The 24,650-nt window shown below is 48.8% G+C and carries 15 protein-coding genes, 2 tRNA genes and 3 rRNA genes; 15 read left to right on the top strand and 5 right to left on the bottom strand.

Features of this window, described 5'->3' with window-relative positions:
- Window positions 1-21 precede the first annotated feature (21 nt).
- Complete coding sequence (locus tag M1L52_RS00900) at window positions 22-258, top strand: hypothetical protein (RefSeq protein WP_248612947.1); 237 nt, start codon at window positions 22-24, stop codon at window positions 256-258.
- Between the two features lie 7 nt (window positions 259-265).
- The gene (locus M1L52_RS00895; RefSeq protein ID WP_248612946.1) at window positions 266-682 is read left to right on the top strand and encodes a putative toxin-antitoxin system toxin component, PIN family; all 417 of its coding nucleotides are present in this window, start codon (window positions 266-268) and stop codon (window positions 680-682) included.
- A gap of 397 nt (window positions 683-1,079) precedes the next feature.
- Here M1L52_RS00895 and M1L52_RS00890 read toward each other — a convergent pair whose 3' ends face one another.
- The 4 genes from M1L52_RS00890 to M1L52_RS00875 form a co-directional block, all read right to left on the bottom strand.
- Entirely contained in the window at window positions 1,080-2,036 is a 957-nt protein-coding gene (locus tag M1L52_RS00890; protein ID WP_248612945.1) for an aldo/keto reductase, read from the bottom strand.
- 72 nt (window positions 2,037-2,108) lie between these two features.
- Window positions 2,109-2,915 carry a DUF3108 domain-containing protein gene (locus tag M1L52_RS00885; RefSeq protein WP_248612944.1) on the bottom strand — a complete coding sequence of 269 codons (807 nt, stop codon included), beginning with the start codon at window positions 2,913-2,915 and terminating at the stop codon, window positions 2,109-2,111.
- A gap of 111 nt (window positions 2,916-3,026) precedes the next feature.
- Window positions 3,027-4,970, bottom strand: coding sequence for an Ig-like domain-containing protein (locus M1L52_RS00880; protein WP_248612943.1), 1,944 nt, complete (start codon window positions 4,968-4,970; stop codon window positions 3,027-3,029).
- A gap of 28 nt (window positions 4,971-4,998) precedes the next feature.
- Window positions 4,999-6,513, bottom strand: a complete 1,515-nt coding sequence (locus tag M1L52_RS00875; RefSeq protein ID WP_248612942.1) for a GH3 auxin-responsive promoter family protein — start codon at window positions 6,511-6,513, stop codon at window positions 4,999-5,001.
- Between the two features lie 139 nt (window positions 6,514-6,652).
- On the opposite strand from M1L52_RS00875, the gene M1L52_RS00870 reads away from it, so the two are divergent.
- From M1L52_RS00870 to M1L52_RS00810, 13 genes are all read left to right on the top strand, one after another.
- Window positions 6,653-10,147 carry a glycosyl hydrolase gene (locus tag M1L52_RS00870; protein WP_317231463.1) on the top strand — a complete coding sequence of 1,165 codons (3,495 nt, stop codon included), beginning with the start codon at window positions 6,653-6,655 and terminating at the stop codon, window positions 10,145-10,147.
- A 121-nt stretch (window positions 10,148-10,268) separates the two neighbouring features.
- Window positions 10,269-11,192 (top strand): hypothetical protein, encoded by a 924-nt coding sequence (locus M1L52_RS00865; RefSeq protein ID WP_248612941.1) that lies wholly within the window; start codon window positions 10,269-10,271, stop codon window positions 11,190-11,192.
- Window positions 11,193-11,357: 165 nt separating this feature from the next.
- Window positions 11,358-12,620, top strand: coding sequence for a 3-phosphoshikimate 1-carboxyvinyltransferase (locus M1L52_RS00860; RefSeq protein ID WP_248612940.1), 1,263 nt, complete (start codon window positions 11,358-11,360; stop codon window positions 12,618-12,620).
- Between the two features lie 5 nt (window positions 12,621-12,625).
- Complete coding sequence (locus M1L52_RS00855; protein WP_248612939.1) at window positions 12,626-12,829, top strand: hypothetical protein; 204 nt, start codon at window positions 12,626-12,628, stop codon at window positions 12,827-12,829.
- A gap of 47 nt (window positions 12,830-12,876) precedes the next feature.
- Complete coding sequence (locus M1L52_RS00850) at window positions 12,877-15,885, top strand: tetratricopeptide repeat protein (RefSeq protein ID WP_248612938.1); 3,009 nt, start codon at window positions 12,877-12,879, stop codon at window positions 15,883-15,885.
- A gap of 56 nt (window positions 15,886-15,941) precedes the next feature.
- The gene (locus M1L52_RS00845; RefSeq protein ID WP_248612937.1) at window positions 15,942-17,507 is read left to right on the top strand and encodes a bifunctional response regulator/alkaline phosphatase family protein; all 1,566 of its coding nucleotides are present in this window, start codon (window positions 15,942-15,944) and stop codon (window positions 17,505-17,507) included.
- A gap of 51 nt (window positions 17,508-17,558) precedes the next feature.
- Window positions 17,559-17,846 (top strand): SemiSWEET family sugar transporter, encoded by a 288-nt coding sequence (locus tag M1L52_RS00840; protein WP_248612936.1) that lies wholly within the window; start codon window positions 17,559-17,561, stop codon window positions 17,844-17,846.
- Between the two features lie 615 nt (window positions 17,847-18,461).
- Window positions 18,462-19,991 (top strand): 16S ribosomal RNA (locus M1L52_RS00835).
- Between the two features lie 168 nt (window positions 19,992-20,159).
- Window positions 20,160-20,233: transfer RNA gene (locus tag M1L52_RS00830), tRNA-Ile, on the top strand.
- Window positions 20,234-20,283: 50 nt separating this feature from the next.
- A tRNA-Ala gene (locus tag M1L52_RS00825) sits at window positions 20,284-20,360 on the top strand.
- 229 nt (window positions 20,361-20,589) lie between these two features.
- Window positions 20,590-23,489 (top strand): 23S ribosomal RNA (locus M1L52_RS00820).
- Between the two features lie 79 nt (window positions 23,490-23,568).
- Window positions 23,569-23,681 (top strand): 5S ribosomal RNA (rrf, locus tag M1L52_RS00815).
- Together the 16S, 23S and 5S rRNA genes with 2 tRNA genes alongside form the textbook arrangement of a ribosomal RNA operon.
- A gap of 136 nt (window positions 23,682-23,817) precedes the next feature.
- Window positions 23,818-24,060, top strand: coding sequence for a helix-turn-helix domain-containing protein (locus M1L52_RS00810; protein ID WP_248612935.1), 243 nt, complete (start codon window positions 23,818-23,820; stop codon window positions 24,058-24,060).
- A 56-nt stretch (window positions 24,061-24,116) separates the two neighbouring features.
- On the opposite strand, the gene M1L52_RS00805 is transcribed toward M1L52_RS00810, so the two are convergent.
- Window positions 24,117-24,581 (bottom strand): Lrp/AsnC family transcriptional regulator, encoded by a 465-nt coding sequence (locus tag M1L52_RS00805; RefSeq protein WP_248612934.1) that lies wholly within the window; start codon window positions 24,579-24,581, stop codon window positions 24,117-24,119.
- Between the last annotated feature and the right edge of the window lie 69 nt (window positions 24,582-24,650).

The following is a 24,650-nucleotide window of genomic DNA, read 5'->3' as shown; positions in this document are numbered from 1 at the left end:
AGAGAAATAGTAATGATAGTTATGAATGCAACGTTAACGCAGCCATTAAATGCCGCACAAATTGAATTGTTGAATTCTGTGGCTCATATAGATTCCGAGGAGGATCTTCGTGAGTTGAAACACGCATTGTCAATGTTCTTTGCAAAGTTAGCTGACAGAGAATTGGACCGTCTTTGGGACGAAGGTGTTATCAACGAAGAAGTGTTAGAGGGGTGGTCGCACGAACACATGCGCACACCATATCGTCCAAAGATGTAAGCGACAGATGAGGCATGTAGTAGTCGATACCAATTGTCTGCTTCGCATGATTCCCTTGCGAAGCAAGTATCGTTCCGTTTGGGAAGCTTTCCTGAACGAGGAATATATTATATGTATAAGCAACGACATCCTCAGCGAGTATTTGGAGATACTTACTCAAAAGGTAAATCATACATTTGCCGTCAGAATAGTTAATGCTATCATCAAGAGCAACAGCATCAAGTTCTTCGACCCTCATTATCATTTTGGTTTAATTACTCAAGACCCTGATGATAACAAGTTCGTTGACTGCGCGATAGTGGCCAGTGCTGATTATCTGGTCAGTGAGGACAATCATTTTAAGGTACTAAAGGATATCCCCTTTCCAAAGGTGAATGTCATAACGCTCGAACAATTTCAAAATGATTTGCAGATCAATAAATAATGAAAGTACATTGTCATTGAGGTCACCACTACACTTGGTAAAAGAAAGACAGAAAATGAGTGAATTATTTGCGAAAAATCTCAAAAAGGTGTATATTTGCAGCGTCAAAAATCTCAAAAAGGTGTAGAATATGGTAGGGCAAAAATCTCAAAAAGGTGTAGAATATGGTAGGGCAAAAATCTCAAAAAGGTGCGAAAGACATCATTATGAAACGTAAAATATATAAGCAACTCCTTGACTATTACCATTGTGCTTCATGCAGCTGACTATAAGGTTGAGGACGGCATAACATATCTTCCGATTTATATGACGCCATTGTTGTAAAAAAATTATACAAAAGGCGCTCGAGCTTCACAAGCATGCGAAGTTCGAGCGCCTTTCGTGTAATTTCATTATGTTAGAAAGGTTCCGCGTTGATGCATTTCAGGTTCTTCTGGAGCTGCTCTGTGGAGCTGGCACCAACGAGGACGCTCGTGACACCTTTCTGATGGAGAATCCATGCGAGAGCCATCTCGGCAAGAGTCTCGCCGCGCTGCTGGGCCTGAGCGTTGTAGTCTTTTATCTGCTGCAGGAGCTCGTCGGTGAGCATGCTCTCTTTGAGGAACTTGCCCTTCGACATGCGCGAGTCGGAAGGTATGCCGTTGAGGTAACGGTCGGTGAGCAGTCCCTGGGCGAGGGGCGAGAACGAGATGAAGCCCACGCCTTGCTCAATGCACAGGTCTAGGATGCCTTCCTGTTGCGGGGCACGGTCGAGAAGGTTCAGACGTCCCTGATAGATGAGGCACGGCACGTCGCGCTCCTTAAGATAGCGGAAGGCGAAGCGTGTGGCTTCGAGAGGCCAACGCGAGATGCCTACATAGAGCGCCTTGCCTGAGCGGACAATGTCAACGAGTGCCTGAAGGGTTTCTTCGAGTGGTGTCTCAGGGTCGTAGCGGTGGGAGTAGAACAGGTCCACATAGTCGAGGCGCATGCGCTTGAGACTTTGGTCGAGCGATGCCATGAGGTATTTGCGCGAACCCCAGTTGCCGTAAGGCCCCTGCCACATGTCATAGCCAGCCTTTGTGGAGATGAAAAGCTCGTCGCGGTAGGGTCGGAAGTCATCGTCCATGAGACGGCCGAGGGTCTCTTCTGCCGATCCATAAGGGGGGCCGTAGTTGTTGGCCAGGTCGAAATGGGTGATGCCGTGGTCGAAGGCGTAGTGGGTTATGGCGCGGCTGCGCTCATAGGAGTCAACGCCGCCGAAGTTGTGCCAGAAGCCCAGGCTAACTCGTGGGAGCAGCACGCCGCTGCGTCCACATCGTTCGTACTTCATTCCTCCGTCGTAGCGCAGAGGGTCAGCAAAATAATTCTCCATACTTTTTTGATTGTTATAATAGATTAAAGATTCCCACCTTTAAAAGGTTTAGAGGTGGGAAAGTATAGTTGTTTACTTGATCTTTGATGTCAATGGACTCTTCACGCCTTTGTAGCTTTTGAGGAATGCCTTGGCAGAGCCGAAGGAGAGGAACATGTCGAGACGCACGGGTATGTGGTTGGCATCGTCGGTGACATAGAAGCGTATCAGCTCGGTGTTCTTGCCGTCTTCATGCTCTATGAAGGAGAATACGAGGCAGCGGAACTTCTCTTTGGTGCCGTCAATCTTGAATGTCTCCTTGCCGCGGTATTTCAGCCATGAGTTCTTGAGGCTTGAGGCATCGGTGATGGGGAGAGGTATCACATCGCCCTCTTTCATCTTGCTGGCATCGAAGTTACGTGCACGGAGGAAGATGCTCATCATGTCATAGACGCAGTCCTTGTATTCTTTGTCCTGCCACTTGTGTTCGCCTCTTGAAGTGATGGCGTGCATCTTCACGTGACAGTTAGTGTTGGGATAGGTGTACCACAGCTCGTCAACATAGTAGCGATCGCCTTCGCGTGCACCCTTACGATGATAGAGTGGGTTTAGATTCTCATCGCAGTAGCTGAGCAGTGTGTCGCGCATCATGAAAAGATTGTCAAGACGGTCGTTGCCGCGAGTGATGAGGCTGGTGCGATAGGCGTCCTTGCCTGCGAATTTGGATTTCACGGTTGACATGGTTGCTGTTCCTACCTTGAGCCACACAAATTTCCAATTGAAGTGAAGATCGTAGGCGAGGAACTCGCCTCCCTGGAATGCGTTGTTCTTGATGCCGCACTGGGCGTTTGCCATCAGAATCTGAAAGAAAGCAAAAGTGATTAAAACTATCTTTTTCATAATGCAATGTCTTTTTTATTCAGTGTTAATAATTCGTTTCTAATCGTTTGATTACAAAACGAACAATAGGTTTAATCCGATAGAAAACTTTTGTACCCTTTTTAGTTTTTATTAATCCTTGGGCACGTAGATGACTCCTTTCTCTGCAGCTCGCTGTGCATTGCGGTTGCGCAACTGTTTCTCCTGATCGGGCTTCTGCTTGGTTATTGCCATGGGCTTCTGCTGGAAGAACGGCCGTGAGGTGAGGTTCCAATTGCGTGTCACATCCCATTTTACCTTGCAGTTTACCTCGTCAGAATGATAGAATACAGGTTCGGGCTGCTGGTTGAGATCGTAGTCGCCAGTGTCCCATGTGCCGTTGCCGTTGAGGTCGGCGAAGGCACGGAGATAGTATTTGCCTGGCTTGACATAGAAGAACTCTGCCGAGCCGTCGCTAACGGCAGCCTGACGCACCACCTTGTCGCTGGTGTCGAGCATCTGTACGATGAGCTGTCCGCTGTCGGGCGCATTGGTTATGTTGACAACAAGCGAGCTGAACTCGTCTTCGGTCTTCACCTTTATTCCAGTGGTGATGGGACGGTTCACCTTGCCTGAGATGGAACGGAATGCTGCTGAATCGACCTCAAGGCTGTATTCAATACCGGGTCGCCATTCTGCCTTGACGACATAACGGCGTGTGTCAATCTTCTCAAAGACGTGGCGTGAGCGATACCACACCGAGTCAATCATGGAATAAAGATGTACACCATCCATGTGACATGAATCGAGAGGCTCGGGCATCTCAAAGAAGACGTTCTGGTCGGGAGCCAGCTGTCCATTGGTGCTCAGCTTGACATTGAGGAACTCTGGAGGCATGATGCTGTCGTATTTCTCGCCACGCTTCTTCTTCCTTGCCTGCTCCTTCTCCCACTTCTCAAAATCCTTCTGAAGTTCTTTCTTGCGCTTTTCGTAGGGTATCTTGGCTATGGTCTCGATGGTGTCAACTTTCTCAACCATCAGTCCTGTGGTGTCGGTGCCCATGTAGGTGGCTTCAATGCGGAGGGTGTCCTGATTGACAAGCATCGTGTCGCGTAGCCAGTAGTAAATGGTGTCGAGTTTCTGCGACGCTTCTATGACGAAGGCACTGTCGGCGTCGAAGTTAAGTCCGCGTAGTGAAGGCAGCGTGTCGTTGCCGTTGCTGAAGAAGAAACCAATCTTCTCGGGCTGTTTGCGTTCTGTCTTTATGAGATAGCGGTCGGTCTGCGGAGCCTGGAAGCAGAGCAACGTGAAATCATCGGGCAGATGGCGCGTGTAGTGAACGGTAAGAATCTTGTCGATGTGGAGCGAGTCGCGCCACACGGTGTCCTGACGTACTGCCTGAACATGTGTGGGTTCGGCAATGGCGCTGCTGAAACCTATCATCTCGCTACGCTGTCCATATACGTAGTCGCCGTCGGTATCCTGTAGGGCAAAGACGCGATAGCGTCCGGGTGCCACGCCCTTGATAGAGTAGAAACCGCTGCCATTAGTACGCGAGATGCGTATCATGGGCAGTTTGTGGAAAGTGCTGTCGGCAAAGGTGCTGTCGGGGTATAGTCCAACCATGATGCCTTTTATCGGCTCTAAGTTCTCGGCATTGAGGCAGTAGCCTGCCACCTGAAGCGTGTCAATGGCATCGCCTGTGGAGAACGTGAACGTGTAGTTGCCCATAGGGTTGCCCTCATTGTTGTCGGAGATGGCATCGCTGAAGTCAATGGTGTAGGTGGTGTTTGCCTTCAGCGAGTCGAGTAGCTTCACCTCTATCTGCTTGCCATGAGCTTTGATTTCTGGCACCTCAAGCTGTGGGGGGGATACGATGACTTTGCTCTGAGGGTCATCAATCTTTATGAACTCGTTGAAGCGTATTATGACAGTATTGCTCTTTACGTCGGTGCCTCTGTCGTCGGGGGTAGAGCGCACCACTCGTGGCGGGGTGTCGTCATACCATCCGCCGTCGGGACTTCCCATGCGTGCACAAGAAGTGACGAGAAGTAACAAAGACAATATCTTAAGAATATTTTTCCAGTCTTTCATCATTCTGTTTCTTTTTCCGTGGTCTGCTTTTCTACGAGTTCATCTTGATAATCTCGTCTATGATGTCGCGCTTGTTGCTCAGTCTGGGCACCTTGTGCTGACCACCCAGTTTGCCTTTGTGTTTCAGCCAGTCGTTGAACAGTCCTTCGCGTGCAACGATAATCTCAAGTGGCTGAAGCGTTATGTCCTTATAACGCTTCGCCTCGTAGTCGCTGTTCACCTCCTGCAGTTTCTTGTCGAGGGCTGTGGCAAACTTGTCTATGTCGTCAGGAGCCTTGGCAAACTCTATAACCCACTGGTGGCGGCACTTGGCATCGGAGCCCATGAACACTGGGGCGGCGGTGTATTCGCTGACAACGGCACCTGTCATCTCGCAGGCATGCGCTAGGCCTCGCTCGGCATTATCGACGATAAGCTCTTCACCAAAGGCGTTGATGAAGCTCTTTGTACGTCCGGTGATAATGAACTTGTATGGATTTGTTGACGTGAACTGGACGGTGTCGCCAAGCATGTAGCGCCACAGACCGCACGAGGTGGAGATAATCATGGCATAGTTCTTGCCCTTCTCAACAGCCCATAACGGTATGGGGTTGTAGTGCTCAGGAGCGAGCTCGATATTCTCCATGGGAACAAACTCGTAGAAGACATCATAGTCAAGCATTAGCAGCATGGACTTGTCGTTAGGATCGTCCTGAATGCCGAAGAATCCCTCGCTGGCATTGTAGGTTTCCATGTATTGCATGCGTGGCGAGGTGATGAGCTTCTGGTATTGCTCGCGATAAGGCGTAAACGCTACGCCTCCATGGAAGAATACCTCAATGTTTGGCCACACCTCTTCAAGATGTGTCTTGCCGGTAACCTCCATCATGCGGTTGAGTACAGAGAGCATCCACGATGGCACGCCACTAATGTTTGTGACATTCTTCGACATTGCCTCACGGGCTATGCGGTCGCGTTTAGTCTCGAAGTCGCTGAGAAGGGCGGTCTTCTTTGACGGAACACGCACGAGGTTTGCCAGAGGGTTGATATTTTCAATGAGAATAGCACTGAGGTCGCCGACAAGTGAGCCTGGAAGATTATAGTTAGGCGCGTGGCTGCCTCCAAGTATCAGTCCGCGACCATCGAACATGCGGCTGTCAGGACGGTTGCGCAGATAGATGGCAACTACATCGGCACCACCTTTGTAATGTACACGCTGCAGACCTTCTGGAGAGACGGGGATGAACTTTGACTTGTCATTGGTGGTTCCGCTTGACTTGGCGTACCACTTCACACGACCGCGCCACAGCACATCGCTCTCGCCGCGACGCATGCGGTCTATGTCGCCTTTCAGCTCTTCGTATGTGTTTATCGGGGTGTTGCGTACGAAATCCTCATAGTCTTTGGTCGCACCAAAGAGGTGGTTGCGCCCGTACTCTGTGTCTTTCGCTTTTGCCAACAAATTGCTGAGGACTTCTCTTTGCAATGCTTCGCCATCGTTCTGGTGGCGTTCCAATTCGCTCCAACGTGGCTTGAAGAATAATCTTGCTATATTAGTGAGACTCATTGTCTGGTTTCTTTAATTATGATGCAAAATTAGGCAAAACTATCTAAATAGTATTAGGTTTTACGTTTTTTAATAAGAGGTATTCAACTTTTTTGATTAATTTTGCCCCGCATTATTCTACTTAAAACAAATGACAAAGATGAAGAAAACAGTATTGTCGGCCATCGCAATGGTGCTCGGATTGAATGTTTTGCAGGCACAGACCATACCTCAGTGGCCAGAAGTGACGAAGGAGATGAAGCCTGGCGCACGCTGGTGGTGGATGGGGTCGGCTGTTGATGACGACAACCTGAGATGGAACATAGGACAGTATGCAGCTGCTGGCATAGGCACGCTGGAGATAACACCTATCTATGGCGTCAAGGGAAATGAGTCGAAAAACATAAGCTATCTGTCGCAGGGGTGGATGGATGCTCTTAAGACCTGCCAGACGACAGGCGACGAGAAGGGCATGGACATCGATATGAACGGAGGCACAGGATGGCCCTTTGGAGGACCGTGGCTGAAGGTAGAGCAGACGGCAGGCAAGCTCGTAACGAAGAATGACACGAAGACTGCCGATGGCTTACAGCAGATCACCTTTGACGTGAAGTCGCCAGAGTCGAATGCACCGCTGAACAAGGTCATGGCTTATCAGCAGGATGGTGAGGGAACGGTGGTTGACGTGACGGAGTATGTAGATGGTACAACACTGAAATGGACAGCACCCGCAGGACGCTGGCTGCTGCTTGCCATATACAATGGCCATACAGGACAGGAAGTGAAGCGTGCAGCCCCTGGCGGCGTAGGAAAGGTTCTTGACCATTATGATGCCGATGCCGTGGCTGCCTATCTGAAACATTTCGATGACCGATTTGCTGCTACTTCGAGCCGATGGCCACACTCGTTCTTTAATGATTCATACGAGGTGTATGGAGCCGACTGGACGCCAAAGATGTTCAGCGAGTTTGAGAAATATCGTGGCTATAAGCTTGAAGAGAATATGGATAAGCTGTTGGGACTAGGTAATCGTAAGGACACTGGTCTCAATGTTCTTGCCGACTATCGCAGGACGCTCAGTGACATGCTGTTGAATAACTTTACACGTCAGTGGACTGAGTGGGCTCATAGTCATGGGACAACGACACGTAACCAGTCGCATGGCTCACCAGGCAATATCATTGACTTCTATGCCGCCGTGGATATTCCTGAGATAGAGGGATTCGGAATTACTGACTTTAAAATAAAGGGACTGCGTACAGATCCGGGCTTCACAAGTCAGAACCTTAGCGATATGGCAACGCTGAAGTATGCCTCGTCAGCAGCTCATGTGACAGGTAAGCAACTGGTGTCGAGTGAGACGTTCACTTGGCTGGCAGAGCATTTCCGTGTATCGCTGTCGCAGATGAAGCCCGAGGTTGACTTGATGTTCCTCTCAGGCGTAAACCATATATTCTTTCACGGAACGACCTATTCACCACAGCAAGCGGCATGGCCGGGGTGGAAGTTTTATGCTTCTATCGATATGAGTCCTACGAACAGCATCTGGCGCGATGCTCCGCAGTTCATGGACTATGCCACACGCTGCCAGAGTTTTCTGCAGATGGGACAACCCGACAATGACCTGCTGGTCTATGCTCCTTTCGTTGATGCCATGCACAAGAATACTGGCGCTAATGCAGCCAGACTACAGCTGTTTGATATTAACACACTGTCGCAGAAAATTCCGTCGATGGTGACGGCGGTGAAGAACATTGAAAGTGCTGGTCTCGACTGCGACTTCATCAGCGATGCACTGCTGCTTGGAACAACGGTTGAGGACGGAATGATTGTTACTGCAGCCGGCACGCGCTATCGCGGGCTTGTAGTTCCTGTTGTTACAAACATGCCCGATGATGTTAAAAACCATGTAGAGGCACTTGTAGCTGATGGCGCAAAAGTGGTTTGGGACAACAATGCTGCTTCCATTGCTACATTCAACGCTCCTGCCGAGGAGATGCGTACAAAGCTTGGACTGCGCACCATACGTCGTAAGAACTCTACTGGATATCATTATTTCATTACTAATCTGTCGCCAGACGATATAAGTGGCATGACCTCGCTAGCAGTTGACTTTCAGGGAGCAGTGCTTTTTAATCCCATGACGGCCGATATTAAGCAGGCTTACGTGGAAGATGGTAAGGTGTGGCTTTCTCTGAAGTCGGGACAGTCGGTGATACTGCAGACTTATGACTCAACGGTGGAACTTTCAGAAAAAGATGTGCCGGTGGTGGAGATGACGGGCGAAACAATCAATGCCAATTGGACGCTTAGCTTTACTGACGATAGCTATCCTGACAACTTGCAGCCGCAATATGAACTTGAACAGCTTTCTGCCTGGCAGACACTTGACAATGCTACGGCGCGTGCCATGGGAACAGGCGTCTATGAGGCATCGTTCAATGTCAGTCAGTCACTGATGGCTATGGCAAATGCAGGCATGGTGCTTGACTTGGGCGATGTGCGCGAGAGTGCAAGAGTGTATGTCAATAATGAGTATGCCGGCTGTGCATGGAGTGCTCCTTTCAGGGTAGATGTAACGGGAAAAGTTAAGGAAGGTGTCAATACCTTGCGGATAGAGGTGACAAACCTGCCGGCAAACCGGATCAGACAGATGGATATAGATGGTACGGAGTGGCGCATATTCGAGGATGTGAACATACTTGACGTGGTGAATGGTAGTACAAGTCAGTCAGGCTACAGGTATAACAATTGGAGTCTTGTGCCGTCAGGACTTAATTCTGAGATTAGTCTTGTACCACTTCGCAAAAAATCAACGGAGCTGGTAGCTGAGATGGTATCATTTACACGTATAGGCGATGAATACTTCCCTTGTTACAGACTTACAACACCTTCTGGCAGCAGTGTTTCAAATGTTAAGATGACTACTGCCGATGGTGCAGCGTTCAGTGACTTTACTGTTAATGACGATTGCTCGATGCTTACTGTTACAGGTGTAAGTAGTGGCTATGTGGTCATTACTGCTACTGATGCCAATGGCGCAGTCAGCGAGACTTGCCTGCGTGCCAACGGAGCATACAAGATGGTGAAAAATATCGATTTCACTGCCGATGAGGCTCCATTGTGTAATTGGCAGGTGATGACAAATACCGTTGCTGTTAATGGCTTCGCTGTCAACACTGCATGGCGTCGCGCACCAGAGAAGAACAGTACGACCGAGGTGGAGCTGTATGATGGCGTTAAAGCTACAAGTGAGAAGTCTTCATATTATTTCTATTATCCAGGCTATGGCATGGTACCAACAGTAGATGTAACGCTGGATGTGAAAGCTGAGAAAGATGACGTTTGTCTGCTGTCATATCTCGTTGGCAGCTCGGCAAAGCCTACTTATAATGCAGCAGACTCTTTAACAGCTTTTACAACTTGTGAGAAGTCGGAAGAGGGCATTGGGTTGAAGCTCAATAGTCGTAGCGCTTACTATCTGTATCGTGGCATGCAATTGTTCAGACCTTTGCATCATCCGTCGGACATTAGCATTGTGAAGAGTGTGAAGCAGCAACCAGACTATTTCTATACTCTGCATGGGCAGCGCGTGAAGGCAGTTAGACGTGGTATATACATCCGAGGAAGCAAGAAAATTATAAAAGAGCGGTAATTGTGTAATATTTTTGCCTTTTTTTTTGAAGGATTGGAGAGTTTTTGTATATTTGCACAGTTTTTAATAGATTAAAACAAAATTTTCACAAATAATAATCATTAATTAAAGCTTTAAGACTATGAAGAAAATCTTAGTTGCAATGAGCATGGCTCTCGCTGCTACGACGGCAAACGCACAGTTCGATTTGACGCCAAACATCGGTGTTGGCGTTAGTGCAGGTATAGTTACCGGCATCGGTATTGACGCTTCAATCACAATGACTGATTTCTTAGGCGCTCGTGTTGGCTATAACTGGATTCCAAAGTTTAAGTATAGCACAGATCTTGATGTGACTGGCGTTACTGAAGGTCTGAAGAGTAATGAATACTACAAGTACAGCGATCCACAGCTGGTGATTCCCGAGAAGATCTCGGTTGAAGGAAAACTGAATATGTCAACATGGCATGTCCTTTTCGATGTTTATCCTTTAGGCGCTGTTAATAGCTTCCACCTTACTGTAGGCGCTTATTTCGGAGCTGATGATATCGTGAGTGTGTACAATAAAGAGGATGGAGCCCTGAATGTGGTGAATCAGTTCAACGCTGGCTTCAAGAATGGTGTGAATAGCGATCATATTGGTAAGTACACCTTCAATTATAAAGACTACCCAACAACACCTGCAGGCCCTAAAGTAAGTGGTACCCAGACAGTTGATAATGTTAAACAGCTTGGTGTAGAGTTGGGCGATTACTTCCTTCAGCCAACTAACGAAGGTAACCTTTCTGCAAGCATAAAGGTTAAGAAGTTCCGTCCTTATGTCGGACTTGGCTTCGGTCGTGCCGTTCCAAAGAATCGTGTAGGCGTTCAGTTTGATCTCGGTTGCCAGTTCTGGGGATCACCTGAGGTTTACTGCTACGGAAAAGACGCCAATACTGGTCAGAATACTGAAATGAAACTTGACGAGACAAACACAGGTAGTGATGGCGGTAAGATATTGAAGACCATCAGTAAGGTTTCTGTTTGTCCAGTACTCAAGCTTCGCATAGTAGGAAAGATTTTCTAAGCGAAAGTTTTAATAAATAGTTATATTGGTCAGTCATGGCAGTGCTGTGGCTGACCAATATTCTTTAATTAGGTCTTTTTAATAAATGATATTTGCCCATGTGAGGAAAACGTAGTATTTTTGTCCATTGAATTCTGAATGATGAATATATCGTAGCATAAATATATGACACAATACTCTATAACAGCACCGGCGAGTCTTAATACCAGTGTGAAGCTTCCTGCTTCGAAAAGCATATCAAACAGAGCACTCATAATATGTGCTCTCGCAGGTGTTAAGGAAGAGAAGCTCCCAGATAATCTTAGCGATTGTGACGATACCGAGGTCATTGTTGAAGCGATGCGCAGCATGCCTGATGTCATTGATATCAAGGCTGCTGGTACCGCCATGCGCTTTATGACGGCTTTCCTTGCTGCCACTGACAATGGCGAGCATGTCCTGACGGGTACTGAGCGCATGAAGCAACGTCCGATAAAAGTCCTTGTAAAGGCTCTGCGACAGCTTGGCGCTGACATAACCTACGATGGGGTAGAGGACTATCCGCCACTTCGCATAAAAGGCAAGAAACTCAATGGCGGCTCGCTCGAGATTGAAGGAAACGTAAGCTCACAGTATATCTCTGCGCTGCTGTTAATTGGTCCCATGCTTAGGGATGGACTGGAACTTCGTCTTATTGGCGATATCATTTCACGTCCTTATATAGACCTCACACTGTGGACTATGCGCGAGTTTGGTGCTGATGCAGAATGGACTTCGGTAGATACGATAACTGTTAAGCCGAAACCATACGTGCCGCATCCTTATCTCGTTGAGAACGACTGGAGCGCTGCCTCCTATTGGTATGAGATGACGGCTCTGTCTGACCAGCAGGATGTAGAGGTAAGACTTGACGGACTTATGGATGGCTCAAAGCAGGGCGACTCTTCTGTGCGCTATATCTTTAGCCTGCTTGGAGTGAAGACGCTGTTTGGAACTAAAGAGGATGGAAAGCCAACGACAGTAACACTACGTAAGAGTCCGCACCGCATACCACGGCTGGAGTATGACTTCCTTAACTCGCCCGACCTTGCGCAGACGTTTGTCGTGACATGCGCAATGAAAGGCATACACTTCCATTTCAAAGGCCTTCAGACACTAAAGATTAAAGAGAGCGACCGCATAGAGGCGCTGAAGACTGAGATGCGTAAGCTAGGCTTCGTCATTCATGATGTTGATGGTCGTGAACTTGTGTGGGATGGTGAGCGATGCGAGCCTGAGGAGATACCTGCCATTGATACGTATAATGATCACAGAATGGCCCTCGCCTTCGCACCAGTGGCAATGAAACAGCCGATAGTGATAAACAATCCTGAGGTGGTGAGCAAGTCATATCCGCACTATTGGCAAGACTTACAGCAGGCAGGATTCATTGTCTCTCCACAATTTTGACCGCCATGTCTTTCGCAATCATCTGCATTTCATCTATTGTTGTTCTCGGCATTGTCGCTGCCATCTTCTCTTGGGGCGACAAAGACGAGCCTATAGTGCCAGCTAACGACTGTGCTTCTTGCAGCAGCATGGCTGACGGCTCGTGCAAGATAGCTTGTCTCATGGAAGAGAAGAGAAAGAAAGAGAAGGCTGCCGAAGATGAGAAATAGAATCTGAAAGACAATAAACTGACGGTGTTCTCCGTTTAAGAATTAATATGTGTAGAACAGCCAGAATAATCATGTTTCTTGCCATCGTTAGTTTAATGATGGCAGGCTGTTCCACGCATAAAAATACAGGCTCGTCACGATGGTGGCATTCTTTTACGGCGCGCTATAACACATTTTATAACGGTTCGCAAGCCTATGAGGATGGCGCTCTCGAGAAAGAGAAAGGCAACAAAGACAATTTTACGGAACTTATACCATTATATACCGTTGGCAACAAGTCAAGCCGCGACATAGGAAAGGGTAATTTCGACCGTGCTATCGAAAAGAGCGAGAAAGCCATTAAGCAACATAGCATAAAGGCAAAGCCAAAGTGGACGAAGACACGCCGCAAGACCGATAAAGACAAGGAGTGGCTGTCGCGCCGCGAGTATAATCCTTTCCTGTGGAAGGCATGGCTAATGCTGGGAAAGTCGCAGTTCCAGAAAGGTGATTTCGATGAGGCTGCTGCCACATTCTCTTATATGTCTAGATTGTATGAGACACAGCCTGCGATAAACGATATTGCACGCTCGTGGCTGGCACGCTCTTATATGGAGCTCGGCTGGATCTATGATGCAGAAGACGTGATGCGTCGTTCCAATAACCGAGGTAAGGGTAAGGGACGTGCTGTTACTCAGGATACCATTCACTATAAGGCGCAGGCCGACTGGGATTATACCTATGCAAACTACTATGTGAAAACTGGCGACTTCGAAAAGGCTATTCCTTATCTGCAGAAGGCAATAAAACATGAGCGCAGAAAGAACCAGAAGGCACGCATGTGGTTCCTCATGGCACAGATGGAGACACAGTTGGGACACAGCCAGCAGGCGTATAAGGCTTATCAGAAGGTTGTTGCGCAGAATCCTCCGTATGAGGTGGAGTTCAATGCGCGTATAGCTCAGACGGAGGTGATGGCAAAGGGTAATTCGAAGAAGATGATCTCCCGCCTGCGTCGTATGGCACGCTCTGATAATAACAAGGACTACTTGGATCAGGTCTATTATGCTATAGGCAATATCTACATGACTCAGAACGATACCATGAAGGCTATCACAGCCTACGAGGAAGGCAACAAGAAAGCCACGCGCGCTGGTATAGAGAAAGGTGTATTGCTGCTGAGGCTTGGAGGAATATACTGGGACATGGAGCGATATAACGATGCCCAGCGCTGCTATGGCGAGGCAATAGGTCTTCTCGATAAGGACCGTCCTGACTATGCAGAGCTGTCACGCCGTTCGAAGGTGCTCGATGAGCTTGTGCCCCATACCGATGCCGTTCATCTGCAGGACTCTCTGCAGCAGTTGGCGAAGATGTCAGAGAAAGAGCGTAACGAAGCCATCGATCGTGTTATTGAGGCTCTGAAGAAGAAGGAAAAAGAAGAGCGCGACAAAGAGCGTGAGGCCGAGGTTGAGAAAGTGTTGCAGAAACAGGGCGCTGTGGGTAACCGCAATACTGTGACACCTCGTACTCCTATTGCTAATAACCAGCAGGAGAAGGGCTTGTGGTATTTCTACAATCCGATGGCTGTGAACCAGGGTAAGCAGCAGTTCGAGAAGCAGTGGGGCAAGCGTGAGAATGCCGATAACTGGCGTCGCGCTAACCAGACAGTCGTGGCTTCCACAAATATCGATGATCCTGAACAGTTGCAGGCCATGGAAGACTCGCTCATGGCACAGCAGGCTATCAGCGATTCTATTGCGAATGCCGAGGAACAGAAAAACGACAGCGCTCAGAACGACCCTCATCGTCGTGAGTACTATCTCGCACAGATACCTTTCACTGAGGAACAGGTGCAGGCAAGTAATCTCATCATCATGGACGGACTGTTCCATTCTGGTGTGATATTCAAGGACAAGCTCGACAACTCTACGCTGGAAGATGCTCCAAGGAGCAAGCCCCTGCTGCTATCGGAGAAATACCTCACGAGACTCACTTCACAATATGCTGACTATGAGCATAATGACGAGGCGTTGTATCATCTGTTCCTGCTCTATTCACGAATGGGACTTCATGACAAGGCTTCACTATGCCTGCAACAGATGCAGACCGATTATCCTGAAAGCGAGTGGACGGTGCTTCTCAGTGACCCTGACTTTGCTGTAAATGCACGCTTCGGCGCTCATATAGAGGACTCTATGTATTCTGCTACTTACGATGCTTTCAAACAGATAAGGTATGCAGAGGTGAAGAGCAACGCACAGCTCTCGGCAGAGCGATTCCCATTGGGTGAGAATCGTCCGAAGTTCCTTTTTGTTCACGGACTGACGTTGCTAAACGAAGGCGATGCGAAGGGCTGTCTCGAACAGCTCAAGCTGGTGGTGGATAAATATCCTAAGAGTGACGTGGCAGAGATGGCAGGCATGATCATCAAGGGCGTTCAGGAGGGACGAACGCTTAATGGCGGTACATTCGACCTCGATGACGTGTGGTCGCGTCGTGATTTGACACTGGCTGATGACTCCACATCTACCGATACTCTTTCTACAGACCGTACGTTGCCGTTTGTCTTCATGCTCGTCTATCAGCCTGACTCGTTGCGACTCTTTGGTGCTGACGACAAGACTCATTCCGTAACTGAGAATGAGAACCAGTTGCTCTTTGAGATAGCACGCTATAACTTCACTCAGTTCACCGTTCGTAACTTCGAAATCAATATAGAACGGCAGAGTGGGGTGAACCGAATGATGGTGAGCGGATTCCTGAACTATGATGAGGCTCTGCAGTATGCACGAAAGCTGTATGCTGAGCCTGACATGGCAAACCGTCTGGGCGGTTGCCGTCATCTGATAGTAAGCGACCACAACCTCTCGCTCATAGGCACACGTTACAGCTATCGTGACTATGAGGAGTTCTATGAACGCACCTTCGCTCCACTGGAGATAAGCAACGAGGAGCTCCTTGATGTGCCTGAAGCGATAGAACAGACAGAAGAGGATGAAAACGAGACTGGGAATGACGGACAACAGCCGGCAACGTACAGTGGAGGTGACGTCTTAGAAGATGACCTGTGGTGAAGAGGGATAGTATCAGATAGCCAATAACCAATGATAATATAAATATTGCAAGATATATGACCAACGCTCAACTACTCTGGGTGGATGATGAGATGGAGCTTCTGAAAGCACACATCTTGTTCCTACAGAAAAAAGGATATGAAGTGACCACCGCTTCCAATGGCACGGATGCCATTGACCTTTGTCGTGACAATTCTTTTGATCTTGTGCTGCTCGATGAACAGATGCCTGGCCTTTCGGGACTGGAGACGCTGCAGCGTATAAAGGAAATATCTCCTGCCACACCTGTAGTCATGGTGACGAAGAGTGAGGAGGAGAATATCATGAACCAGGCAATAGGTCAGAAGATTGCCGACTATCTCATCAAGCCTGTGAACCCCAACCAGATACTGCTCACGCTGAAGAAGAACATACATCGCCGTGAGATAGAGACCGAGGTGACGCAGAGCCAGTATCAGCAGAGCTTCCAGCAGATAGCCATGCAGATTATGGACTGTCGCACATGGCAGGACTGGATTGAGGTATATAAGAGGCTTGTGCACTGGGAACTGGAACTGTCATCTACTGACTCGCAGATGACAGAGATGCTTCAGATGCAGAAGGAGGAGGCAAACATTGGCTTCTCGAAATTTGTCAAACAGCATTATCTTGAGTGGGTGGATAACGGTAAGGCAAAGGCTGACGACGCTCAGCCCATCATGTCGCCCGACATCTTCAAGAAGCGCATCTTCCCATTGTTTGACCAGGGCGAGAAGGTGTTCCTCGTGGTGCTCGATAATTTCCGCTATGACCAGTGGCGTATGCTTGCCAAGGAGATTGGCGACCAGTTCGATATTGACGAAGAGCTGTATTATAGCATACTGCCCACGGCCACGCAATATGCGCGAAATGCCATCTTCTCAGGGCTTATGCCTCGACAAGTGGCAGAAATGTTCCCTGACCTGTGGGTTGATGAGGACGAAGAGGAAGGCAAGAACCTTAATGAGGCACCGCTTGTGCAGACACTTCTTGAGCGCTATCGTCGTAGAAACACATTCTCTTATCATAAGGTGAATAACTCGTCGGATGCTGACCACCTCATGCAGCAGTTCAAGAGTTTGGAGAAGAACGACCTGAATGTTGTGGTGTTCAACTTTATTGACATGCTCTCGCATGCACGTACGGAAAGTCGCATGGTGCGTGAATTGGCAAATAACGAGTCGGCTTATCGAAGCATAACATTGTCATGGTTCCGTCATTCTGTTATTGCCGACTTCTTCCGTCAGCTGGCACAGACTGACTATCGTGTCATCGTTACAACCGATCATGGCTCAATACGCTGTACGAAGCCAGTGAAGATAGTTGGCGATCGTAACACTAATACCAACCTGCGATATAAGTTAGGTAAGAACCTCGGCTATGATTCAAAGGATTTGTTCGTGATAAAAGACCCCAAACAGGCTCAGCTGCCACAGCCGAACCTCTCTACAAGCTATGTCTTTGCTACGGGTGACTCCTTCTTTGCCTATCCTAACAACTATAACTACTACGTGTCTTATTATAAGGACACCTTCCAGCATGGTGGTATCTCAATGGAAGAGATGCTCATACCGCTCATCAGCATGAAAGGAAAGAAACGATGATTCATGCCTTTTGTAGGAAGCTATATTACTAACCTTATTAATAAAACTGTTATGGAACAGTCTTTGGTTTTTGAAATATGTGGCTGGTTGGCAAGTGTTACTATGGTTCTCGGCTATCTGCCACAGGCCATAGAGACCATCCGCACGCGTAATACCGATGGCATCGCTCTCCCCACGTTCTTAATGATGGGTATAGGCAGCATCTGCTTCATGTTACAGGGCTTGCTTCATAAGCCGGAAATACTTTGGCCTTTGTTCTTGACCAATCTTGTTACTACTACCTGTAGCATGATTGTGTTCAGCATAAAGGTTTATAACGATTATTTCAAGAAAAAATAGGTTACAATAGCTGTTTAGTAAGAACGCCATCGGAGTTCTTACTAAACGCTGCTGCCGTTCTGCCTAAACACTATTGCGAATCTTACTGGATGGGGTTTAACTTCGCTCACAAAGAAGTTAAACATCTCTCCGAGTAAAGTTAAACATCTCTCCGAGTAAAGTTAAACATCTCTCCCTGCAAAGTTAAACTTCTTTCGCGCGCGTATATATAATATAATGTGTAAAAATCTCCCGTGCTTGACAAATGTCAAGAGTGGGGTAAAAATTATACTTTTTTCTTAATTTTTTCTTGAAAAGTTTTGGCGGTTTGGGAAAAAGTAGTACCTTTGCATCCGCTAACGAGGAAACAACCTCTGAAGCGCTAAAGAAAGAGTTCTTTGAAAGATTTACATAGACAGTGAAGTAGTACAAGAAGCGCGGTGCTTTTATTATTTTATAGTATTAGTGCCGTGGGTAATATGAAGTCAACCGTCAATACTGTCCTTCGGGACGGTTTTTGAGAATGAGAAGCTTTACCAGAGATACTATTCGGATATGGCGTCCTTGAGTACAGAACAATCAGCATGGTTCGCTGCTTTTTTTTGCAGTGTCCTTGCTATTAAAGAAATAACTTTTACAGTGAAGAGTTTGATCCTGGCTCAGGATGAACGCTAGCTACAGGCTTAACACATGCAAGTCGAGGGGCAGCATGTTGGTTGCTTGCAACCAGCGATGGCGACCGGCGCACGGGTGAGTAACGCGTATCCAACCTTCCCCTTAGTAGGGCATAGCCCGGCGAAAGTCGAATTAATACCCTATGTTTTCCTTGGATGGCATCTGATGAGGAACAAAGATTTATCGCTAAGGGATGGGGATGCGTCTGATTAGGCAGTCGGCGGGGTAACGGCCCACCGAGCCAACGATCAGTAGGGGTTCTGAGAGGAAGGTCCCCCACATTGGAACTGAGACACGGTCCAAACTCCTACGGGAGGCAGCAGTGAGGAATATTGGTCAATGGACGAGAGTCTGAACCAGCCAAGTAGCGTGCAGGATGACGGCCCTATGGGTTGTAAACTGCTTTTGTCGGGGAATAAAGTTCACTACGTGTAGTGTTTTGTATGTACCCGAAGAATAAGGACCGGCTAATTCCGTGCCAGCAGCCGCGGTAATACGGAAGGTCCGGGCGTTATCCGGATTTATTGGGTTTAAAGGGAGCGCAGGCTGTTTTTTAAGCGTGACGTGAAATGTAGGGGCTCAACCTGTGCAGTGCGTCGCGAACTGGAGAACTTGAGTGCACTCGAGGAAGGCGGAATTTGTGGTGTAGCGGTGAAATGCTTAGATATCACGAAGAACTCCGATTGCGAAGGCAGCCTTCCAGCGTGTAACTGACGCTAAAGCTCGAAAGTGCGGGTATCGAACAGGATTAGATACCCTGGTAGTCCGCACGGTAAACGATGGATGCCCGCTGTTGGCGATACAATGTCAGCGGCCAAGCGAAAGCGTTAAGCATCCCACCTGGGGAGTACGCCGGCAACGGTGAAACTCAAAGGAATTGACGGGGGCCCGCACAAGCGGAGGAACATGTGGTTTAATTCGATGATACGCGAGGAACCTTACCCGGGCTTGAACTGCAGGAGAACGATTCAGAGATGATGAGGTCCTTCGGGACTCCTGTGGAGGTGCTGCATGGTTGTCGTCAGCTCGTGCCGTGAGGTGTCGGCTTAAGTGCCATAACGAGCGCAACCCTTTCTGGTAGTTGCCATCAGGTAATGCTGGGCACTCTGCCAGTACTGCCACCGTAAGGTGTGAGGAAGGTGGGGATGACGTCAAATCAGCACGGCCCTTACGTCCGGGGCTACACACGTGTTACAATGGGTGGTACAGAGAGTTGGTTGCAGGCAATTGCGATCTAATCCTTAAAGCCATCCTCAGTTCGGATTGGGGTCTGCAACCCGACCCCATGAAGCTGGATTCGCTAGTAATCGCGCATCAGCCATGGCGCGGTGAATACGTTCCCGGGCCTTGTACACACCGCCCGTCAAGCCATGAAAGCCGGGGGCACCTGAAGTCCGTGACCGCAAGGGTCGGCCTAGGGTGAAACTGGTAATTGGGGCTAAGTCGTAACAAGGTAGCCGTACCGGAAGGTGCGGCTGGAACACCTCCTTTCTGGAGTGTGTGGACGAGACGCAAGTCAAGTCAACACGCTAATAAAGAGGACGCTGAATAGTTAGGTAAGCAAGGTTGATTGTCAACCCTTCAGCTTTCTTGTATACTTCTTCTGTTTATCTAGAGAATAGTTGAGGCCGGGCAGGGGTACCCCCTCTGACCACTAAGAGTCCTATAGCTCAGTTGGTTAGAGCGCCACACTGATAATGTGGAGGTCGGCAGTTCAAGTCTGCCTGGGACTACGGTGTGAGTCGGTTCTTACCTCTCACCTCTTACCTCTCACCTCTTTTACGGGGGATTAGCTCAGCTGGCTAGAGCACCTGCTTTGCAAGCAGGGGGTCAACGGTTCGAATCCGTTATTCTCCACCAAGTGGTGCGAACAGGATAGACGCAGTCAATCCTGAGCCCGACACAAGGAGGGCGTTCGCGACACGGCGATCTTTGACATATTGAGACACAAGACTGTAAGTAAAGACTTTTTATTAAGTCAGACTGAAGATTAGATAATAAATCTCAACAATTTACAGCTGAAAGTATGAGCATTCTCTCTGTGGTAGCTATGGTTTATATAGTTACTATAGATTAAAAGAGAAGTTATGGCGAAAGAAAGTTAGGGCGTCTGGTGGATGCCTTGGCTCTCGGAGGCGATGAAGGACGTGATAAGCTGCGATAAGCCGTGTGTAGGTGCAAATGACCTTTGATGCGCGGATTTCCGAATGGGACAACCCAGCTGTCTGAAGGACAGTTATCACCATCTCTGATATGGTGAGGCGAACGCGGGGAACTGAAACATCTTAGTACCCGCAGGAAGAGAAAATAACAATGATTCCCCCAGTAGTGGCGAGCGACCGGGGAAGAGCCTAAACCGCCTGTGTAGCAATGCACAGCCGGGGTTGTAGGACCACGCCGTGGATTACTTGTTGTGAGGAGAACGTTCTGGAAAGAACGATCGTAGAAGGTGACAATCCTGTATCCGAAGCGACCTTAGTCCTAGTGGTATCCTGAGTAACGCGGAGCACGAGTAATTCTGCGCGAATCCGCCGGGCCCATCCGGCAAGGCTAAATACTCCCGAGAGACCGATAGTGTACCAGTACCGTGAGGGAAAGGTGAAAAGCACCCCTAGCAGGGGAGTGAAATAGTACCTGAAACCAGTCGCCTACAAGCGGTCGGAGCTGCTTTTGCAGTGACGGCGTGCCTTTTGCATAATGAACCTACGAGTTACCATCACCGGCGAGGTTAAGTCACTCTGTGACGCAACCGCAGTGAAAGCGAGGCTGAATAGGCCGTTTAGTCGGTGGGGGTAGACGCGAAACCGAGTGATCTACACATGTCCAGGATGAAGTCCCGGTAACACGGGATGGAGGTCCGCACTGATAAGCGTTGAAAAGCTTCCGGATGAGGTGTGTGTAGGAGTGAAAGGCCAATCAAACTCGGAGATAGCTCGTACTCCCCGAAAGGCATTTAGGTGCCGCGTGTGGTAATCAGCATGAGAGGTAGAGCGACCGATAGGTCAAGAGGGCTTCACCGCCTATCGAGACCTGACGAACTCCGAATGCTCATGCTCCGCAGCCATGCAGTAAGGGGGCGGGTGCTAAGGTCCGTCCCCGAGAGGAGAAGAATCCAGACCGCCGTCTAAGGTCCCGGAATCCTGTCTGAGTTAGTCTAACGAAGTCTGGCCTCGATGACAGCTAGGATGTTGGCTTGGAAGCAGCCATTCATTCAAAGAGTGCGTAACAGCTCACTAGTCGAGAGGCCGGGCGTGGATAATAATCGGGTATAAGACAGGTACCGAAGGCGCGGGATAGCAATAATAAAAGTATCGGTAGGGGAGCATTCCAGTTGCCTTGAAGGCGTGTTGACGATGCACGCTGGAGCGTCTGGAAAAGCAAATGTAGGTATAAGTAACGATAAGAGGGGTGAGATTCCCCTCCGCCGTAAGACTAAGGTTTCCCGGGCTATGTCATTCAGCCCGGGGTTAGTCGGGTCCTAAGTCTCAGCCGAACGGCGATGGCGATGGCCGACACGGTTAATATTCCGTGACTTCCCTTTGGAGCGATTGTGGAGACGGAGGAGTGACACTGCCGCGCACCGACGGATGTGTGCGTTGACGGCATTAGGCAATGAGGCTGGCAGGCAAATCCACCAGTTGAGCTGAGTGCCTATAGTACGGCAGCCCTTTCGGGGGCAGCCGAGTGCAGGTAACCCTACTCCCTAGAAAATCCGCTAAGCTTATCCACTGGGAACCCGTACCGCAAACGGACACACGTAGTCGGGTAGAACATACTAAGGCGTTGAGAGAGTCGTGGCTAAGGAACTAGGCAAACTGACCCTGTAACTTCGGGATAAAGGGTCCTCACTTTGGTGAGGCGCAGAGAATAGGTCCAGGCAACTGTTTAACAAAAACACAGGGCTGTGCAAACTCGCAAGATGAGGTATACAGCCTGACACCTGCCCGGTGCTGGAAGGTTAAGAGGAGAAGTCAACCTTTTTGGCGAAGCTTTGAATTGAAGCCCCAGTAAACGGCGGCCGTAACTATAACGGTCCTAAGGTAGCGAAATTCCTTGTCGGGTAAGTTCCGACCTGCACGAATGGTGTAATGATCCGGACGCTGTCTCGGCCACGATCTCAGTGAAATTGTAGTATCGGTGAAGATGCCGATTACCCGCGATGGGACGAAAAGACCCCGTGAACCTTTACTACAGCTTAGCACTGACCTTGGTCATCGGATGTGTAGGATAGGCCGGAGGCTTTGAATCGGGTGCGCCAGCATTCGTGGAGCCATCCTTGAAATACGGCCCTTCTGCTGCCTGAGGTCTAACGGGTTGATATCCGGACACTGCTTGGTGGGTAGTTTGACTGGGGTGGTCGCCTCCAAAAGCGTAACGGAGGCTTCCAAAGGTGCCCTCGGGCCGATTGGTAACCGGCCTTACAGAGTGCAATGGCATAAGGGCGCTTGACTGGGAGGCAGACATGCCGAGCAGGCAGGAAACTGGGGCATAGTGATCCGGCGGAGCCGTGTGGAAGGTCCGTCGCTCAAAGGATAAAAGGTACTCCGGGGATAACAGGCTGATCCCCCCCAAGAGCTCATATCGACGGGGTGGTTTGGCACCTCGATGTCGGCTCGTCACATCCTGGGGCTGGAGAAGGTCCCAAGGGTTGGGCTGTTCGCCCATTAAAGTGGCACGCGAGCTGGGTTCAGAACGTCGTGAGACAGTTCGGTCTCTATCTATCGTGGGCGCAGGAGTCTTGAGTGGATCGGTCACTAGTACGAGAGGACCGTGATTGACCGACCTCCGGTCTGCCAGTTGTACCGCCAGGTGCACCGCTGGGTATCCGCGTCGGGTTCGGATAAGCGCTGAAAGCATCTAAGTGCGAAGCCGGCCACAAGATTAGGGCTCCATTGAGGGTCGTCGTAGACTACGACGTTGATAGGGTGCAGGTGTAAAGACAGTGATGTCAAAGCCGAGCACTACTAATTGCCCGATATCTTTCGCCTCTGGCGCATATTTTCTGCTGTAAGTCAGTCGCGCTTTAGCGCTGCTTATTGTTCTTGTGTTGATATGTCAACCCCTATATTCAGGTGGTTATTGCGGCGGGGTCCCACCTCTTCCCATTCCGAACAGAGAAGTTAAGCCCGCTTGCGCCGATGGTACTGCAATGCAATGCGGGAGAGTAGGAAGCCGCCATCTTTTCATGAGAGACTATAGTCATAGCGACTGTAGTCTCTCTTTTTATGATTTCTACATATTTTTCTTCCCATTAACTTTGCTTTTTACCCTCAAAATCATCTTAAGAAGGTGTAAATTCTTTTGATATAATGTTTCATTGAAGTACCCTTATGAGAATCCTGACTTCGGACTGAAGGAACTGTCAGAGCTTATAGGTACTACTCAGACGCGTATAATAGAGCTGTTCCGTCGCTCGCCAATACACAAGAGTGTTGACGACTATCTTGACTATCTTCGTTTGCTGCGCTCTATGTACTACCTACAGACGCAGCCTGCATGGGGCATCGCTGCCTGTGCACAGCAGGCGGGCTTCTCTGTCATACGCACTTTCAATCGCTAGTTCATGGATGTCATTGGCATGACTCCACAGGAGTTGCGTCATATTACAGAGCAGTGTTAGATGTTAATGCCGTAGCTCTGTTTTATTTCGCTCATCACGAAGGTACTCTCAATAGATGCCAAGCTCTCTATCTCACCAAGCTTGTTGAGTACAAATTCCTGATATTGCTTCATGTCGCGTGCACGTACCTTTAACAGATAGTCGTATGCGCCCGATGTGTTATAACACTCTGTAACTTCTGGTATGCGCATAATGCGATGTGTGAAGGCATTGGCAATCTCATGGTTTATCTGCTTTAGTTTCACTTTACAGAAGACCTGAAGGCCTTGCCCTAACTTCTCGGCATCGAGCACGGCTACATACTTCTTTATGTAACCTTTCTTTTCCAGCCTTTTCTGTCGTTCAAATACTGGGGTAGGGGTCAGATGTACTGCATCTGCCAGCTCTTTTGTTGTCAGTTTCGCGTTTTTTTGCAGCGTTTTCAGTATCTGCAGGTCGGTTTCGTCTAAGATTTCTGCCATAATTCAGAATGATTTTCTGCAAAAGGGGCTCCATAGCGCCTCTTTTGGAATGATTTTCTTTCCGAAATG

It is taken from the genome of Prevotella sp. E13-27 (assembly GCF_023217965.1).
GTDB lineage: Bacteria > Bacteroidota > Bacteroidia > Bacteroidales > Bacteroidaceae > Prevotella.
The sequence above is the reverse complement of the archived record's forward strand: the minus strand, read 5'-3'. Positions and strand labels throughout refer to the sequence as shown.

Coding starts and splice junctions, on each gene's coding strand:
- M1L52_RS00900 (WP_248612947.1), top strand. CDS start 22: ATGAATGCAACGTTAACGCAGCCATTAAATGCCGCACAAATTGAATTG.
- M1L52_RS00895 (WP_248612946.1), top strand. CDS start 266: ATGAGGCATGTAGTAGTCGATACCAATTGTCTGCTTCGCATGATTCCC.
- M1L52_RS00890 (WP_248612945.1), bottom strand. CDS start 2,036: ATGGAGAATTATTTTGCTGACCCTCTGCGCTACGACGGAGGAATGAAG.
- M1L52_RS00885 (WP_248612944.1), bottom strand. CDS start 2,915: ATGAAAAAGATAGTTTTAATCACTTTTGCTTTCTTTCAGATTCTGATG.
- M1L52_RS00880 (WP_248612943.1), bottom strand. CDS start 4,970: ATGATGAAAGACTGGAAAAATATTCTTAAGATATTGTCTTTGTTACTT.
- M1L52_RS00875 (WP_248612942.1), bottom strand. CDS start 6,513: ATGAGTCTCACTAATATAGCAAGATTATTCTTCAAGCCACGTTGGAGC.
- M1L52_RS00870 (WP_317231463.1), top strand. CDS start 6,653: ATGAAGAAAACAGTATTGTCGGCCATCGCAATGGTGCTCGGATTGAAT.
- M1L52_RS00865 (WP_248612941.1), top strand. CDS start 10,269: ATGAAGAAAATCTTAGTTGCAATGAGCATGGCTCTCGCTGCTACGACG.
- M1L52_RS00860 (WP_248612940.1), top strand. CDS start 11,358: ATGACACAATACTCTATAACAGCACCGGCGAGTCTTAATACCAGTGTG.
- M1L52_RS00855 (WP_248612939.1), top strand. CDS start 12,626: ATGTCTTTCGCAATCATCTGCATTTCATCTATTGTTGTTCTCGGCATT.
- M1L52_RS00850 (WP_248612938.1), top strand. CDS start 12,877: ATGTGTAGAACAGCCAGAATAATCATGTTTCTTGCCATCGTTAGTTTA.
- M1L52_RS00845 (WP_248612937.1), top strand. CDS start 15,942: ATGACCAACGCTCAACTACTCTGGGTGGATGATGAGATGGAGCTTCTG.
- M1L52_RS00840 (WP_248612936.1), top strand. CDS start 17,559: ATGGAACAGTCTTTGGTTTTTGAAATATGTGGCTGGTTGGCAAGTGTT.
- M1L52_RS00805 (WP_248612934.1), bottom strand. CDS start 24,581: ATGGCAGAAATCTTAGACGAAACCGACCTGCAGATACTGAAAACGCTG.